This is a genomic window from Scopulibacillus darangshiensis, assembly GCF_004341035.1.
In the GTDB taxonomy this organism is placed as follows: domain Bacteria; phylum Bacillota; class Bacilli; order Bacillales; family Sporolactobacillaceae; genus Scopulibacillus; species Scopulibacillus darangshiensis.
In genome coordinates, this window is sequence record NZ_SLXK01000029.1 from 1 (window position 1) to 16099 (window position 16099).

Genomic DNA, 16099 nt, shown 5'->3' on the forward strand with positions numbered 1-16099 from the left:
CACATGCATTATCAAGAAATAACTAAATAAATCAGGCTGGCAAGCTTATGTATTTTTTCATTGCAATCTTGTGTACTTTTACCTTGCAAAACACAGCTCCTTTTAAATACCATTGTTCCCCATTCATTTCTAACCATAACAGACAGAATTGAAGTGCTAAAACTTCAATAAAGTGCTGAGTCATCCCCCGCTTCCAAATTAACAATATCCGAAATAGCGGTATAAATGTTTGGAGGGTATTCTGCTAGTCGATGGCACAGATACAAATACCATTCTTCACCGTATGTAAGATAAATTTTAGTTTTACATCCGCGATCCTTAAGTTCTTTTGCCATATCAGGCCGGACGCCATAAAGCATTTCAAATTCAGTTTTAGCTAATTGATTTCCTTTTAGAAGTTCCTTAATCAAAGATTCGTCATGTGTCGCAATGGAGACAGGATGGTTAGCCTCTTGGCATATCTTTGCCAAATCCAAATAGTGTTTATTTAATTCTCCCGAGCGTGACATTGAAATATCTTCAGGTTCCTGATAAGCCCCTTTGACAATTCGAATCGTTCCGGGATAATGTAATAACTCTTCTAAGTCATTTGCCGTCCGCTTTAAATGAGCTTGCAGGGTGATCCCAATATTAGAATATTTCACAGCGGTCCTTTTGAACACACTAAGAATACTGTCCGTTTTTGCGGATTCCTCCATGCTGATCATAAGTGTTAAGTGATATGCCTTTGCTTCCTCCGCAAGTTCCTCTAATTGGTCTTGGGCAAATGCCTCACTAATAAATAAGCCAATATGTGATAAATCAAAAGATATTGTTGCGTGCAGATTTCTTGAGCCAACGTCTTTCATTAACCTAACAAATTCATTCTTAGCCTTAATACATTCAGCTTCCTCTGAAGTGTTTTCCCCGATATATTCCAGTGAAACCCGATATCCCTTCGACCGAAGCGATTCTGCCGCCGAAATGCCTTCTTCCCTTGTTTCGCCAGTGACAAAACGTTTTGCAGCTTTTTGAAATAAGGGATACAAATCCGGTGACTGTTGAATATAGGACTTAATTCCTTGATCACGTGCTATGGCTTTTAGAGCATCGGCTGCTTTTTGTTCCTCGACTCCCATTCTCCTTCTCTCCCTTCTCCATTATTTAAAGCTCTTTCATCATAGAAACGACTTTTTTCGATGAATCCAATGTGATATTTAGTTCCCGTTTTAGATGTCGCTCAATTTCTTTATTTTTATCAGATACTTTTTTTGAGAAAACAATTCAAGCTATAGAAAGTATTGAAGCAGTAATTCCTACTATGGTATTTACAGTTTCCATTAGTCCACCTCTTACATTTTATATCAATGTTTTTAGAAATGAAGTAACCATACGCTTCAATTTAAGTAAAATATTTCCTTGGTCCGCAAAACGAGGACCGAGCGAACCCCGCTGGAAGCGTGCGGAAACGACTAGAAGCATTATTTATTGATCAAATTCCTCTGTTCCCTAGGGGATTTTTTGTTTTACCTGCAAGTTGGAAGATAAATTGCTGCGATTTTCGGATAAAGTAGGATGATTCTTGGACAAATTTTAGTGTTTTTTTTAAAAATTGCGGTCATTTTTCGGCTGAATACGTTTTATTGAAAGGCTTTTTGGGCCACAACACACAAAATTCCCATGAGTATTCGTAAGAATCGTAGGGCCATCCGTAAAAATTTTTGGAACGCCCTGCTATTAATTTTAAAAGATAGTTGTGAAAAATTGTTTTGTTTTTTTGATAATACCTCTAGTTCCTTGTTTGAATTCAGGCCGAGTTAACGGAAAGGTAGCTTCAATTCCTTCGAAACATCATATTTGTCTGCAAGGTCACTTAAATTTTGATTATATTTATCTTTAGCCTTATCAATATCCTCATTTATCTTCTGAACATCCTGATATAACTTTTCCGACTCTTTTTGTTCCTCATCTGTTACCGGAGGTATTTGCAGTACCAAAACCTTGGCCAACTTTTCAAAAGAATGCAAAGTATAGTTCGATTGTTTTATTTCAATAGCATTAAGATCCTTAACTTCGTCTGTTTTCAAGTTCTTTTGAATGGAATTAATATTCTTATTCAATTCGTTTAAAAAAGGAATTACCTCATCCTTTATGTATTGGTGTGCTTTTTTGGGGTCTTGAACAATCGTATAAAAATGTTTTTCCATTTCCTTTAATTCCAACGCTTTTTCACTCAGAGGGTTCATATCCTCATTATTATATTTAACAAGCTCTTCACCAACGTTGTTATTGCAGGCACTAAGGAATATTAACAATGAAACAAAGATAATTAAAAATGTGCTTATCCTCTTCATATCTTTTTCTCCACGGCTATTATGGAACCCATAGGAACTATTTACTTCCATATTTTTCATCATTTATATCCTACTCTACTATGCCAAAAGGGGGATAAGTTGGACACTGATTCCCCGATTATTGTGGTGGGATTGGCACAGAATTAGGTTTTAGTCCTTTTGAAACATCGTATTTATCTGCTAAGTCTCTTAATTTATCTGAATACTTTTCACCCATATCATCCGATTTCTTGCTTAATTTTTGAACATCCTTATATATCTCTTCTGCTTGATTTTGTTCTTCCTCACTTACCGGCGGAATCAACAGTTTTAAAACACCTGCCTGTTTTTCATAAAGATCAACCATTGTATCAAATTCTTTATTCATAATGGCATTCAAATTTCTAACATCTTCAGTTTCTAAATTCTTCTGAATATCATTTGTTTTTTTACTCATTTTTTTCATCAATGGCAGCAGTTTTTCGTCCATATATTGAAATTGCTTTTTTGGATCATCAATAGTTTGAAATTCTTGATACATAGCATACATTTGTTTTGTTTCTTTATTTATAACCTGAAGGTCTTCATTATTGTATTTGACTAATTCATCCGCAGTTTTTGAACTGCAGGCACTTAATAGAAACAGCATTAATAACGTAGTGCTAAATATTAACCTTTTCATACCTTCTTCCCCACGGCTTTCGGAAACTATGTAAATTATTTACTCTCGTATTTTTTTGCCATTTCTACCCTACGCTTTTCATACTCATCACCAGTTTGTTGAATGTCATCAGACAATTTTTGAACTTTCTCATAGATTTTCAAGGCCTTTGCATGTTCTTCTTTACTAACAGGAGGTATTCTTAATTTCAATATATCATCTTGTTTTTTTAACATATCTAGTGTTAAACGAAATTGTTTTAATGATATAGCATTAAGATCTTTAACTTCTTCGGTTTTAAGTTTCTTTTGAATCTCTTTATCTTGTTTGTAAATATCCTCAACAAAAGGTATTACTTTTTCAGTAAGATAATCATGAGCCTTTTTAGGTTGTGCCATCAACGAAATGTATTCATTCTGTAATTCTTTTAGCTTCAATGATTTGTTATACAAATTAATCCGATCTTTGGTGTTGTATTTGTTAAATTCCTCCTCAATTTCTGAATTACAAGCAGTTAATAATAAGACAATTGATATTATAGAAAATAATAGAATTGTAATTCGACTTCTTTTCAAAGTGTCACTCTCCTCCAAACTACACTTGATTTTCCCTAGTAAATAAACAGGTTTTATTTTCTGATCGTAATCGTTCCATCAGGTCCTAGGCGGAACTGAACAACACCAGATAAGTCTTTGCCATTATTACTAACAAAAAGATTTACTTGTTTCGTTCCCGCTTCAGGAACAGGTGCATTTATGACTTTTTCCCATCCCGGGATATTCTTCTGTATTTCACTTGAGGCTACCCCCTTAACTATTTCTCCAGTTCTATTATCCAAAATCTCATTTACTTTTTGATAACCCGGAATTTTTCCCGATGCTTTATTAAGTGCATGATTACCAACACTTTCAAAACCCTTTTTCGCTAAGTCTGAGGCTATCTGGTCAAACTTATGAAACTCTTTCGTTTGCTGATAATAGTATAAATTTGGATTGTCCGGAAGTATAACGATATGTCCATCTACAATACTATAATTAATTTGGGTACTATTGATCGATGTAGTATTGACATTTATTACTGAATTAAGTTTATTTATGTCTAAGTGTGATCCTTTTTGAAAGCCTATTCTTCCATCGGTATCTAATCCATACTTCTTAGCGAAACTTTTAGCCTCTTTAGACATTTCACCGCTGGCATTTTCGTCTGTAGTAAAAAATGCCTTAATGTCGTTGATAACACCGGGTTTTACGTCCTCTCTTAGGTTACCGGTATACCAATCATTAATACTTAGGACGCCGTCTGGGTCAAGTGTGAATCGGACGTGTCTATTCCAATTCTCACCTTTACTGCTTACATAAACAATCACATCTTTGGTACCTGCCTTTGGAACCTCAGCAGAAATAATTTTACCCCAAACTGGGATTTTCTTTTGAATTTCATTTGACGCCTGATCCTTTATAATATCACCCGTTTTTGTCCCACTCAATCTATCACCTATTTTTGAAGCCTTCGGTATTTTCCCAACCCCTTTTCCCATTAAATAATCTCCAGTTGCCTCTGCGGTTGTTTTTCCAAAGGTACCCATTATCTCTTCAAAATGTCCATACTCAGCATTCTGAATATAATACCATTTATCCGGATTGTCTGTAAGTATGACTAATTTCCCATCTTTAGTTAACACATAATTTAACTTGACGCCTCTTAGATTAATGGTTTGAATCGGGGCGCCAATTGCTTTTTGGAAGGTGTCTAAATCAACTGGTCTGCCTTTAATTTGTTGGTGTGTGCCATCATCATATTCTCTTGGTTCAGCCTCTTCGACGTCAAATAGTCCCGAGAAGAAGTCACCTATGCCACCCCAAATATCTCCCGCTTTCTTTTCAATTCTATCACCATATTTATCGGCGAGTTTATAGACAGCAGTAGTGGAAAGGATGAAAGAGAACATAAAACGTGATAAAGAGAGCTTTTCCCCAGTGATGGGATCAACGCCTTGAGTCATTCTTATGTAATCATTATATCCGGACATTTCACCTACAAAGGTGGATATTTTATCCCACGACTTTTCATACCAAGGGCGGTTGCCCATCTCTTCTTGTTTGTCCTTAATACGCCTATCTTCCTCCTGATTATCCCTTAAAGTTAAATACTCCTGAGTTTGTTTTTCTACATCATCTTTCACTTGATAGGCATTGCTTGAATGGTACGCTTTCTCATCAAAATATAGCGGGGAGACTGTGCCGTCTTGTCTAGTTGCATCCATCAGTGCCGTGTACAAAGCATTCACGTGATTTTGCTGAACTTCCGACCTTTGATACTCTGCAGTTAAGTCCGCATCCAATAATGTTACCTTATCGATCGTATTCTTTCGCTCTTTCTCGGCTTCATGCATATGCTCATCAAAATCATTTGTGGAAAAAACCTCTAAAGGTAAGATGTCATTAATCGTGTCAAATATTTTCTGAAGATCCTCTTGCTGAACAGAGACAATATCCTTTGATCGTGTATTCGCACGGTAGAGGTCATCAATAAGAAACGTTGTATCAACCACGGTGTCACCGCCAAGATCATTGTCCTCCGCTGCCCCACCAACCCCATTCAAAAAAGCAAGCTGGACATCAACAAGATTAAGCCAGCCGTCTACCACATCCACTTGGGCTTCATAAAAATTTTTTATCGCATCAGCACCTTTGCCTTTTAAAGAATCGTCCAGCTTTGTCATGGCAAGCATCGCTTCCCTTAATGACTTGAGCTCGCCCACCAATTTTTTATAATGACCGTGACGTTCCTTCATGGCTCCCACCAGCGCCCTTGCGTCAAAAACTTTGGATCCTCCCCCTTGGCCAATCCGCATGCTAATCCCTCTTTCAATAATAATTTGCCGTTTTATGTAATCATACTTATCTATCATATCTATGTAATAGTTTACCATATAACTAGGGATTCGTTTCCAATTTTTCTGAAATAATAACCATTACTTATAGACTAAAGAAATAAATAGTGGAGCGGATTAGGAATTATAAGAGAACAAGACATGCTCTTTTGGAATCATCATAGTAACCACTTTCGTTAAGCCCCCCTGTTAACTGCCGATAAGCCCACTCCACTACCTCTCCCGCTTTTTATCAAACCATTCATTTTCCAAAATGCTCATTTCCCATAAACTCCAATATTCATTGCCCATCCTTCTTGAATCCCTAAGTAATCCTTCTTTTTTAAAACCAGCTTTTTCATAGCAAGCAATGGCTGGTTCATTGAAATCGAATACCCCGAGACTAACTCGGTGCAAGTTAAGTGTTTCAAATGCTATTCTTAGCACTTCTTCTATCATCAATTGACCGATTCCCTGCCCTCTTACATTTTTATCACCGACCAACACTTTGCCGATTCTTGCAGATTTGTTTTTTCTATCAATCTTACATAGAGAAATATGGCCAACGACATCCCCTGTTTCTTTTAGCACGACTTTGTAAACAAAAGCATCAGCGTTATTATGATTGGCATTCTCCATGTATTTGTTTAACTGGCCTTCATTTAATGGATAATCAAAGCCTGGCCCTCCCCATTGGAGTATGAATTCAGGTGAATCAATCCAATTGATAAGTTGTTTGAAATCCGATTGGACGAAATATTTTAGCTCAATCATTATATTTTCTCCTTAATTGTATATACTTTTGTGTTAATATAATATTAACAAATAAGTCAACTTAACATTATTGTTAAGTTCGAGAGGGATGACTTATGATTAAAACTGAAAACAGTTATAAACAGGCTGTGGAAAAACTTAAACAGGATAAAGAATTCATAAAAGAGCAAACTGAAAAATTTAAAAAAGTGGGATTAGAACCAGCGCATATTGAACTCGCAATCCAACCATACGTTTCATTTCATGAACAATTAAAGGAAGAAGTAGATTACTACGAACGCATTAAACGCGGTGACTTCGAACCCGTGTTCAACCTTCGAACTATCGGAAAAACGTTAATTGCCTATAGAATATTTCTGGGATTAACCCAACAAGACTTAGCCGAAAAACTAAATGTTTCACCTTCCCAAGTATCAAGAGATGAAAGAAATGAATATTTTGGGGCCACAATTGAGCGGATCCAAACTGTTATGGATGCAATGAACATGAGATCTATAACAAAAATTGACCCCTCAGATGTGATTTTTGCTTAATAGAAATGAGCAGGAGTAGCCATTACCAACTACTCATGCATGCTGTTTATTCGTATTCCTCGTTATTTGTGTCCCGTCCATTTTGGCTTATTAAAAATACACCAACCTCCGGGATAATGCTAAAAACCTTTCGCTTTTCGCAACCGCAATATTTGTGTTGCCGTTTTTAAGAAACGAAAATCCGTTGCTATAAATTCTATTACTGCGCCGTCCCGCTCCAACCTTTTTTGCAATAAATCCAGTTTTTGATATGGTTTCTGATCAAATCCTACTATAGGATAGATCCAGACTTCCCCATCCTTTTTGAAAAACGCCTTCTTGTAACTTAAACATGTCGTAGTACTCCTGGAACGATCGGGAAGTCATCGCAATGCCAATTTGCTGATACTTGTCTCTAATCCCCGTTTTCATGTTTCTCATCTCGTTCTTCGGCCGCATCCGTCTATTTTCTTTATAAATGCTTTTTCACAAAGTGAAGCAGCGTTTGGCCTAACCCTGTCATAATGACCCCCTTGCCTTCACATTTCGTACAAGAGGTGCTTTTCCCATGGCTTACGATCTCACCCTTCCCTTTGCACTCCGGGCATGGCATTTCAAGTTCATCAGTGGTAAATACGGTGTTACTCATTAAAATCCCTCCATCCTATTTTTGTTAAATTTATCGATAGGCACCACCAACCGTCTGACATGCCACCACATCCTTTTTTTGAAATAAAAAAAGCCCCTCACCCTTAAAAGGACGAGAAACTCGTGTTGCCACCTTCATTCGTTTGCACAACAATCGTCTGCAAACGCACTTATTCCGCACGGAAACAAGTCTTGTTTCGATGCGTGTCCCGTGTAACGGCGAGACACTCCGCCAAAGCCTACTCTTAACATTTCAGTTTGGCCGCTAGAAGCCCATTCAACATGATCTCCACACTGATTCCCACCAGCCATCAGCTCTCTGTCCGTGTCTGTCATGCTTACTCCTCTTCATCATCGCGTTTATTTTCAATTAATCATTATATTATAATAACTCGGTTTGTTAATCAATGGTTAATGCTTAAAAGTTTTCTTGCAAATGGCAGGCCAATTGTATGGTTAATACATCTTCAGGATTGTCAAAATAAAGATTCAACAATGCTTCGATCTTATTTAAGCGCTTGTATAAAGTATTCACATGAATATGCAGTTTTTCCGCCGTGTTTGCGGCTGATCTGTTCAACGATAGGTAGGTGAACAGTGTTTTCCTTAATTCACTGCCACCATCTTTTTCTGCAGATAAGGGTGCTAAAGTTTCTTCAGAAAAAGCCTCAATTTCTGAGCGCGGCTGGTTTAGAAATATGCGATTGATCCCGACATTTTCATATTGGATGATTTCTGAACGATGCCTTGTTTTTAAATAATAAAGCGCCTTGCCCGCTTCATTATAACTCCTTTCGATGTATCCAATCCCCTGGTACGGATTGCCGATGCCCGCACTCATCTTAGGCCCCCTGCCTGATTGCCATTCTTTGAAAATAACATGAACCTCTTCATTAAACGCAGCTCCGGCGGCAGAATCGGTGAATGATGCAAGAATAATAACCTTGTTGTTGAACCCGAAGACGAGCATCTCCCTATGGTTCATTCTTGTTTTTATTTTAGAAACTAACAGATGAACCGTCGCTTCTAAAATTTTCAGATCAGCGTATTCCAGGATTTCAAAAATGGCCACACACACAAATCCGCACAAATTCAGGCCGAATTCTCTTCCCTTAGCAAGCAGCATTTCCGGTTGCCTATTTTCCAAGAGTTCATTGAAGTATTCATGTGTTTTCTTATAATAGACTTCAATTAGCTTTTGTTTTTTTACAAGTTCCAAAGACAAAATAGCGCCCGCTTGTTCAATGGTGATCTGATCAATTTTCGATAAGCCCTTGTCAATGGATAACATGAAACAACCCAAAAAAACAGTGCCGTTTGCGAGCGGGTACAAATAATAGTTGCCAGGAGATGACTTTGTCTTATCAACGACCTCAATAAACACAGGTCTCTTTTCTTTCGCAAAAATAAATGATAATTCGTCATAACTAAATGGTGCTTGTTGGTGTTTTGGAAAATGCTCCTCCTCTAAATAACTTACAAAGAAGACAGAGGTGTTAACCATTCGGTTCACAGCAGCGATAATCACGTCCGGTCCTTTGTTTTGCAAGGAAATATGGGTTAAGGTCTTATGCACGTCATCGCGTTTTAAAAGAAGTTCGTTCTTTTCTTTAAGTTGTTGACTCAAAACGGTTACTTCTTTTAATTGTTTTTTCGTTTTGTTGTACAGGCTGGCATTGTGAATCACAATCGCCGCCTGATCCGCAAACACTTGCAGAAGTTTTAAATTATGATCCGTCAATTGTCCTTTGCCATAAAATTGATGCACAGCCAAAACTCCGATTCTCTTGCCTCCGAAAGAAACAGGGGCACACATCATCGCCTGTAAGGCACTGCTGTCAACGGCTGACATTAAGTGATCGAAATTGTCAGGTGTGATATGTTTGGCATCCATTTCCGCAAAAATCTCTTCTTTGGTTCGGTACAGTCTTGCAGCCCCATTTTCAAAAGCTTGGCCGGTAATTGATTCTCCGCTTTTTGTTTTAAACTGTTTGATACGGTGATTAAAACCAATAGAAGACTTTAACCGCAAATTATCCGTCCCTGGATCGTACAACAGAAGATACCCTGCATCCGCAGTAGGAATGACTGCCAATGCGCTGCTGATAATGCTCATCAAGCATTCATTTAGATCAAGGGAAGAAATGGCGCTAACTCCAGCAATTAAATTTTCTAGTTCAGTGTCCTTCCTTTGGATCACCTGCTGTTGATATATAAGATAAAACAGTGAATAAAGCTGCTCAAGCTTTGCCTTAATAGACGTCGAATAAGAATGTTTGGTCATGCAGGCAATGACCCGGTAATCATCGGGATAGAAAAACGTTATAAAAACTTCCTTGCCTTGCACATCAATGTCATATTTGCTATTTTCGTCGCTTTTTGCTGCTGCCGGCGGTAAAGCGGCATTTATCTTTTCGTTCGAGTAAACCTCTTCAACAACATCATCTTGCATGTTGCCAGTCCAAATCTTTATCGGTATATCCTTCAGATGATCATGGATTAAAGGGTGAACTGAGCTCATATCAGCCATTGGCATATCCCTCCCATGTGTATTTATATACTTTAAATAACTATATAGTGTAGATATCTACATTGCAAGGAATTTTCAAAACATTTAGCCTATTATTATGAATAGTGTGTTTGGACAGCTTCGAGAATGTTAATGGGGGCAATTCATCTTTTGGGGAGGGGTCGGTGTTTGATGGGTTCAACGTTAAAGAACAACAAACATTTTATTTTAGGACTGTTATTTACCGGGTGGCTGCTTGATTATCTTGACCGAATGGTGATGAGTGTTGCCGTTGTCGCAATAGCTAAAGATTTTAGCCTGGAACCTGGGGCGGTCGGCGCCGTGCTCAGCAGTTTTTTTGCCGGGTATGCCATAATGCAAATTCCCGGCGGGTGGTTAAGTGATAAATTCGGGTCGAGAAAAATGCTGATCGTGTCCATCATTTTTTGGTCTATTTTTACTGTTCTGAGCGGATTGGCATGGTCGCTGATATCATTGCTTGTCATTAGATTCCTATTTGGCATCGGGGAAGGCGGCTATCCTTCTGCCAGCCAAAAAGCGATCTCGGACTTCTTCCCTAAAAAGGAACGGGCAAAAGCATCATCTACTATGATGTCTTCTAACAGTTTTGGATTAGCGCTTGCCCCGCTTGTTGCCGCTCCAATGATGGTTTGGATGGGCTGGCGGCTGATGTTCATCGTGATGGGCGTACTCGGGATTGTCATGGCGATTATTTTTTGGAAATATGTCCGTCCGGAAAAGGAACGAGCAATATCAAGTGAAGAGCAGACAGCAAACAAAGTTCCTATGAAGACGTTATTAAAATCATCCGTTCTTTGGAAAATTGTCCTTATGTGGTTCGGCGCAGACATCCTCGTTTGGGGCCTTGCCGGCTGGATGCCATCTTATTTGGTAGATGTCAGGGGCATGGATATTCTTTCGATCGCCATTGTCGCCGCATTGCCGGGCATCGCCTCTGGCATTGCTGTCGTTGTAGGCGGCCGGCTGGTTCATAAGTTTTTTAACGGGCGTGAGAAGTATTTTACCGGCATCGGGATGGTCTTTGCCTCTGTCTGTTTGTATTTCATGTTTTCATCCGACTCCCAATTCGGGGTTATCTTATTCTTTATTTTGAGCATGACCTTTGCTTCGACGGCGATCGTCACCACCTTTTCGCTGCCTCATAAGCTGCTGTCTAAGGAAGTCATCGGTTCGGCGATGGGGATCGTCAATATGGGCGGCCAAGTCGCTGGATTCTTAGCGCCGCTTGTTATGGGGTTTCTTATCAGCGGCTTTGGCACGTATACTGCTGCTTTTTGGTTTCTAATCGGAGGCGGTATATTGTCAATGATTGCAGCCCTGACCATCCGGGATAAGGAAAATGGTATCGGCGCAAAAGAGATTGAGTCGGCAGCAAAATAAACACTGGAGGGATTAAGATGTTAGAGAAACTGTTTACTAATCTAGAAAGCTTGTATCCAGAGTTGGTGGCATTTAGAAGGGATCTCCATATGTATCCGGAGCTTTCCTTTGAAGAGATCACTACACCACAGAAAGTGGCCGACTTTTTGACTGAGCTCGGTATCGAAGTGAAAACGCAAGTAGGCACAAGAGGCGTAGTCGGGCTGATTAAGGGCGGCAAACCGGGCAAAACCGTTGCCCTTCGCGCCGACTTCGATGCTCTGCCCATTCAGGATGAAAAAAACGCCGACTATAAATCACGTGTCCCAGGTGTCATGCATGCCTGCGGGCACGATATCCATACGGCTGCATTGCTTGGGGTCGCCAAAGTTCTCTCAGAAGTAAAGGAAGAACTGGAAGGCAATGTCGTCCTCATTCACCAATTTGCAGAAGAACAGCTTCCCGGCGGAGCGAAATCCATGATCGAGGATGGCTGCCTTGAAGGTGTTGACGTAGTTTATGGCGCCCATGTCATGTCTCATTTGCCAATCGGGCAAGTCGGGGTAAAGGAAGGACATATGATGGCGGCTTATGATGCATTCGAAATAGAAATTTTCGGCAAAGGCAGCCACGGGGCCATGCCGCACTTAGGCATCGATCCAGTTGTACTCGGCAGTCAGCTAGTTACCAATCTGCAGCAGATCGTATCAAGGCGTGTTGATCCGCTAAAACCCGCCGTGGTGACGGTGGGTTCACTTAACGCGGGCCAGGTCTTTAACGTCATTCCTGATACGGCAAAGATCACTGGCACGGTTCGGACATTTGATCCAGACGTACGCGATCTGGTGGAGGAATCAATCAAACAAATCGCCAAGTCGACATGCGAAGGTGCGGGCGCAAGGGTCGTTTGTAACTATACACGAGGGTACCCGCCAGTAGTGAATCATCCAGGTGAAACACAGAGAGTGGAAGCACTCGCCAAAATGTTAGTCGCCCCTGAAGATGTGCTGCATCTTCCTGCCAGCATGGGCGGAGAGGATTTTGCTTATTATTTGCAGAAGGTTCCAGGGACATTCTTCAATGTCGGCGGAGCAAGTGATCAAGTCGGGCCAATCTACCCGCATCATCACCCGAAATTCGACGTCGATGAGCGTTCCATGCTGCTAATCGGCAAGCTGTTTATCTCGTCAGTCCTTCATTATTTATCCGATGGGAAAATAAAACCAGAACATATGCAAGCGTTGAAATAAGGTGAGTTTTATAAGAGTCAAAAGGCTGGGACAAAACTAAAAGAGTTCATTCATATGCCGAACAATAAAATTTGAAAAGTATCATTGCAAATGCGAAGCGGAGTCAAAATACGAAAGACTCCTACGGGAACAGCACGTGTCCGAAGACCCCGCAAGAAAGCGGTTTTTGCTTTCTGAGTTAATCAGAAAGTATAACTTTCTGACGCACATAAGTGCAACTAAGGCTTTCGCCATTAAAGCTTGGCGATAAGCCAAGTTTTCTTTAGGAGGCTAAGGCCGTGCCCATGGAAAGCGAAGTATTTTGACGGAGTGCTTTTTGTCTTCTCATGTATAAATAAAAATCCGAACTATTCAGACGTCTGAATGAGTTCGGATTTTTCTATTAGTTTCTCACTCGCGAATGTAACCTAACATTTCCGAGATCTTTATCGCGGCGCTCGTTACTTTTTGAATTAATCCCGGCAGACGGTCTTCCTGAAAACGCGCTTCAATGCCTGCAGCACTAATAGCGGCGACGACCTGATTTTGTTGGTTTAATATTGGCGCGCTTACTGATGCGGTATAATTTTCCAGCTCAGACCGACTAATGGTGTAACCGTCTTTTCTCGCCTTTTCTAGTGCTTGCCTTAGGGCGGATTTATCTGTTATCGTTCCGATGCCAATTGACCTTAATTCCGTATTTTCCAAATACGTTTCACGTTCATCCTCTGGCAAATAGGCAAGAATAATTCGAGAGTCACCGGCATACATCGGTGAGCGTCTGCCAATTGACGTAAATAAACGGACAGGCTGCAATGTATCCAACTTTTCTATATACATGGCTTCATTTCCATACCTCGTAATAAGGTTCACAGCCTCTTCCACATCATCGCGAAGCTCCTTCATAATGGGCCGTGCAATGGTTCGAATATCCAAACGGTCCGCTACAAGCTGCCCAAACTGCAAGAAGAGCAGGCCAAGAGAATAATAACCGTCCTTATCTTTTGTTAAGAATGCCATTTCCTCAAGCGAACCGATCATCCGGTGTAAAGAGGTTTTTGGAATGCCCGTGTAAGCCATCATATCATTAAAGGTGAGCTTTGAATGATCGAGAAAAAGTTTAAGGATTGTCATAGATTTTACAACGGTTTTGTTATTTGCCTGCAAGACATTTTCCCCCTTGTTTGTTTCTCCCAACGTTCTGTTTTAATTGCAGAGGCCAAAAGGGGTGTCGAAACTCCTTTTCATTTATTATAAATCTATATTCGCAAAAGAAAAACCGAAGATAAAGCAAAAATTGATTCTGTGAAGCTGCTCCCGCCTTCCATCTTTAGACTGTAACATCTTCTTCATCCAAAATGGAAGATGACTCCAAGAAACTTGTGCTGAAATCCCCTTTTACAAATGAAGGATGATTGAATAATTTCTTATGGAATGGAATCGTCGTATAAATGCCTGTAATGTCAAACTCATGCAGAGCCCGTTTCATTCGTTGAATCGCCTCATCTCTATCTTTGCCTGTAACAATAAGTTTGGCAACCATGGAATCGTAAAAAGGCGGAATCTCATAACCCGGATAGACAGCACTGTCAACGCGGATGCCGTAACCGCCAGGCGGCAAATACATCTCAACTTTACCAGGAGAAGGCATAAAGTTTTTAGCAGGGTTTTCCGCATTAATGCGGCACTCAATGGCCCAGCCATTTAACTGGATGTCTTCTTGACTAAACGACAATGAATGGCCATCTGCAACGGAAATTTGCTCTTTTATCAAATCAATACCTGTTACAAGTTCTGTAACCGGATGCTCGACTTGAATGCGTGTATTCATTTCCATAAAATAAAACTTTTCATCTTTATCCAATAAAAATTCAACTGTTCCAACACCTGTATAGTTTACGGCCTTTGCGGCTAATACAGCAGCTTTGCCCATTTCTTCCCGCAAGTTTTTATTTAAGGCAGGTGAAGGAGACTCTTCCACAAGCTTTTGATGGCGGCGCTGGATTGAACAGTCACGTTCTCCTAAGTAAACGACGTTCCCTTCCTCATCACCAATGATTTGGATTTCGATATGCCGCGGTTCCTCTAAATATTTTTCAAGATATACCCCAGCATCGCCAAACGCTGTTTCCGCTTCATGCTGTGCTTGCCGAACGGCTTTTTGCAGTTCAGCTTCAGTATGGGCTAACCGCATCCCTTTACCGCCTCCGCCTGCGGTTGCTTTTACGATAATGGGATAACCAATTTGTTTTGCGATGTCTACGGCTTCACTCATTTGTTCAATCAAACCATCGGTTCCGGGAACAATCGGGACGCCTGCCTGTTTCATTGTATCCCTTGCAACAGCCTTTCTTCCCATTTTGCTGATTGCCTCAGCCTCGGGACCGATAAATGTCACATCGCATGATTTGCATATCTCAGCAAACTCGGCATTCTCGGCGAGGAAACCATATCCAGGATGAATGGCATCCGCCTTTGTTACACTTGCAACACTCATTATATTGCGGATGTTTAAATAACTGTCTTTTGAAGCTGTCTGTCCGATGCAAAAAGCTTCATCAGCCAATTTAACATGTAATGCGTTCTTATCCGCTTCTGAATAGACAGCTACCGTGGCAATTCCCATTTCACGGCAAGTACGAATAATTCGAACTGCAATCTCACCACGGTTGGCGATCACAATCTTTTTAAACATGATTTGCCTTCTTTCCCAAAATATTTATTTTACAACGAATAGCGGCTGACCAAATTCAACAACTTGTCCATCATCTACTAATACTTCAGTCACTTCACCGTCCACACCCGCTTCGACGTCATTAAACAATTTCATGGCCTCAATAATGCCGACCGTATCGTTACTTTTAATTTTTGACCCTACTTGTACAAATGGATCAGCATCCTCTTCCGGTCGGGAATAAAAAGTACCTACCATAGGTGAGAGAACTTGGTGCTGCTGTGTATCACCGTCAACTTGATCTTCTTTTTCTTCATAACTATTTTCAACGGCTCTCGTTTGAACGTGATGTTGTTCTGCTTGTTCTCTCTTTGGCGGCACAGCAGTCGCTTCCGCTTTATCTATAATGACTGTCGTTCCTTCATGTTCAATATGAATTTTTTGAACGGAAGATCTGTTCATTAAATCAATCACTTCTTCTAGTTCGCGTACATTTATCATGATTAA

At 40.2% G+C, this 16099-nt stretch carries 14 protein-coding genes and 1 other annotated feature; of the genes, 3 read left to right on the forward strand and 11 right to left on the reverse strand.

Annotated features, from left to right (window positions below):
• Positions 1 to 164: 164 nt before the first annotated feature.
• From EV207_RS16440 to EV207_RS16465, 6 genes are all read right to left on the reverse strand, one after another.
• Complete coding sequence (locus EV207_RS16440; protein WP_132747240.1) at positions 165 to 1118, reverse strand: proline dehydrogenase family protein; 954 nt, start codon at positions 1116 to 1118, stop codon at positions 165 to 167.
• A 678-nt stretch (positions 1119 to 1796) separates the two neighbouring features.
• Positions 1797 to 2396: a hypothetical protein gene (locus EV207_RS16445; protein WP_132747241.1), complete on the reverse strand. Its 600-nt coding sequence runs from the start codon at positions 2394 to 2396 to the stop codon at positions 1797 to 1799.
• Positions 2397 to 2451: 55 nt separating this feature from the next.
• The gene (locus EV207_RS16450) at positions 2452 to 2994 is read right to left on the reverse strand and encodes a hypothetical protein (protein WP_132747242.1); all 543 of its coding nucleotides are present in this window, start codon (positions 2992 to 2994) and stop codon (positions 2452 to 2454) included.
• Between the two features lie 35 nt (positions 2995 to 3029).
• Positions 3030 to 3548: a hypothetical protein gene (locus EV207_RS16455; RefSeq protein ID WP_132747243.1), complete on the reverse strand. Its 519-nt coding sequence runs from the start codon at positions 3546 to 3548 to the stop codon at positions 3030 to 3032.
• A gap of 53 nt (positions 3549 to 3601) precedes the next feature.
• Positions 3602 to 5827 carry a ribonuclease YeeF family protein gene (locus EV207_RS16460; RefSeq protein WP_165886980.1) on the reverse strand — a complete coding sequence of 742 codons (2226 nt, stop codon included), beginning with the start codon at positions 5825 to 5827 and terminating at the stop codon, positions 3602 to 3604.
• A 252-nt stretch (positions 5828 to 6079) separates the two neighbouring features.
• Positions 6080 to 6619 (reverse strand): GNAT family N-acetyltransferase, encoded by a 540-nt coding sequence (locus tag EV207_RS16465; protein ID WP_132747245.1) that lies wholly within the window; start codon positions 6617 to 6619, stop codon positions 6080 to 6082.
• Between the two features lie 95 nt (positions 6620 to 6714).
• On the opposite strand from EV207_RS16465, the gene EV207_RS16470 reads away from it, so the two are divergent.
• A complete protein-coding gene (locus EV207_RS16470; protein ID WP_132747246.1) occupies positions 6715 to 7152 on the forward strand; it encodes a helix-turn-helix domain-containing protein in 438 nt (145 codons plus the stop codon).
• A 451-nt stretch (positions 7153 to 7603) separates the two neighbouring features.
• Here EV207_RS16470 and EV207_RS16475 read toward each other — a convergent pair whose 3' ends face one another.
• On the reverse strand, positions 7604 to 7780 hold the full coding sequence (locus tag EV207_RS16475) for a tryptophan RNA-binding attenuation protein (protein WP_132747247.1): 177 nt from the start codon (positions 7778 to 7780) through the stop codon (positions 7604 to 7606).
• 104 nt (positions 7781 to 7884) lie between these two features.
• Positions 7885 to 8143 (reverse strand) — a binding site (T-box leader).
• Between the two features lie 54 nt (positions 8144 to 8197).
• Positions 8198 to 10309, reverse strand: coding sequence for a helix-turn-helix domain-containing protein (locus EV207_RS16485; RefSeq protein ID WP_165886981.1), 2112 nt, complete (start codon positions 10307 to 10309; stop codon positions 8198 to 8200).
• A 171-nt stretch (positions 10310 to 10480) separates the two neighbouring features.
• Here EV207_RS16485 and EV207_RS16490 point away from each other — a divergent pair, with 171 nt between their 5' ends.
• Complete coding sequence (locus tag EV207_RS16490) at positions 10481 to 11710, forward strand: MFS transporter (RefSeq protein ID WP_132747285.1); 1230 nt, start codon at positions 10481 to 10483, stop codon at positions 11708 to 11710.
• A gap of 17 nt (positions 11711 to 11727) precedes the next feature.
• On the forward strand, positions 11728 to 12939 hold the full coding sequence (locus tag EV207_RS16495) for a M20 metallopeptidase family protein (protein ID WP_132747250.1): 1212 nt from the start codon (positions 11728 to 11730) through the stop codon (positions 12937 to 12939).
• A 390-nt stretch (positions 12940 to 13329) separates the two neighbouring features.
• On the opposite strand, the gene EV207_RS16500 is transcribed toward EV207_RS16495, so the two are convergent.
• The 3 genes from EV207_RS16500 to accB all read right to left on the reverse strand — a co-directional run bounded on the left by EV207_RS16500 (position 13330) and on the right by accB (position 16093).
• Complete coding sequence (locus tag EV207_RS16500) at positions 13330 to 14085, reverse strand: IclR family transcriptional regulator (RefSeq protein ID WP_132747251.1); 756 nt, start codon at positions 14083 to 14085, stop codon at positions 13330 to 13332.
• Positions 14086 to 14248: 163 nt separating this feature from the next.
• Positions 14249 to 15613, reverse strand: coding sequence for an acetyl-CoA carboxylase biotin carboxylase subunit (accC, locus tag EV207_RS16505; RefSeq protein WP_132747252.1), 1365 nt, complete (start codon positions 15611 to 15613; stop codon positions 14249 to 14251).
• Between the two features lie 24 nt (positions 15614 to 15637).
• Positions 15638 to 16093 carry an acetyl-CoA carboxylase biotin carboxyl carrier protein gene (accB, locus tag EV207_RS16510; RefSeq protein ID WP_132747253.1) on the reverse strand — a complete coding sequence of 152 codons (456 nt, stop codon included), beginning with the start codon at positions 16091 to 16093 and terminating at the stop codon, positions 15638 to 15640.
• Positions 16094 to 16099 lie beyond the last annotated feature (6 nt).

Bases quoted from the DNA above. Each gene is read 5' to 3' on its own strand.
- EV207_RS16450 (WP_132747242.1), bottom strand. From the start codon at position 2,994: ATGAAAAGGTTAATATTTAGCACTACGTTATTAATGCTGTTTCTATTA.
- EV207_RS16460 (WP_165886980.1), bottom strand. From the start codon at position 5,827: ATGCGGATTGGCCAAGGGGGAGGATCCAAAGTTTTTGACGCAAGGGCG.
- accC (WP_132747252.1), bottom strand. From the start codon at position 15,613: ATGTTTAAAAAGATTGTGATCGCCAACCGTGGTGAGATTGCAGTTCGA.
- EV207_RS16475 (WP_132747247.1), bottom strand. From the start codon at position 7,780: ATGAGTAACACCGTATTTACCACTGATGAACTTGAAATGCCATGCCCG.
- EV207_RS16470 (WP_132747246.1), top strand. From the start codon at position 6,715: ATGATTAAAACTGAAAACAGTTATAAACAGGCTGTGGAAAAACTTAAA.
- accB (WP_132747253.1), bottom strand. From the start codon at position 16,093: ATGATAAATGTACGCGAACTAGAAGAAGTGATTGATTTAATGAACAGA.
- EV207_RS16495 (WP_132747250.1), top strand. From the start codon at position 11,728: ATGTTAGAGAAACTGTTTACTAATCTAGAAAGCTTGTATCCAGAGTTG.
- EV207_RS16440 (WP_132747240.1), bottom strand. From the start codon at position 1,118: ATGGGAGTCGAGGAACAAAAAGCAGCCGATGCTCTAAAAGCCATAGCA.
- EV207_RS16490 (WP_132747285.1), top strand. From the start codon at position 10,481: ATGGGTTCAACGTTAAAGAACAACAAACATTTTATTTTAGGACTGTTA.
- EV207_RS16485 (WP_165886981.1), bottom strand. From the start codon at position 10,309: ATGGCTGATATGAGCTCAGTTCACCCTTTAATCCATGATCATCTGAAG.
- EV207_RS16445 (WP_132747241.1), bottom strand. From the start codon at position 2,396: ATGATGAAAAATATGGAAGTAAATAGTTCCTATGGGTTCCATAATAGC.
- EV207_RS16465 (WP_132747245.1), bottom strand. From the start codon at position 6,619: ATGATTGAGCTAAAATATTTCGTCCAATCGGATTTCAAACAACTTATC.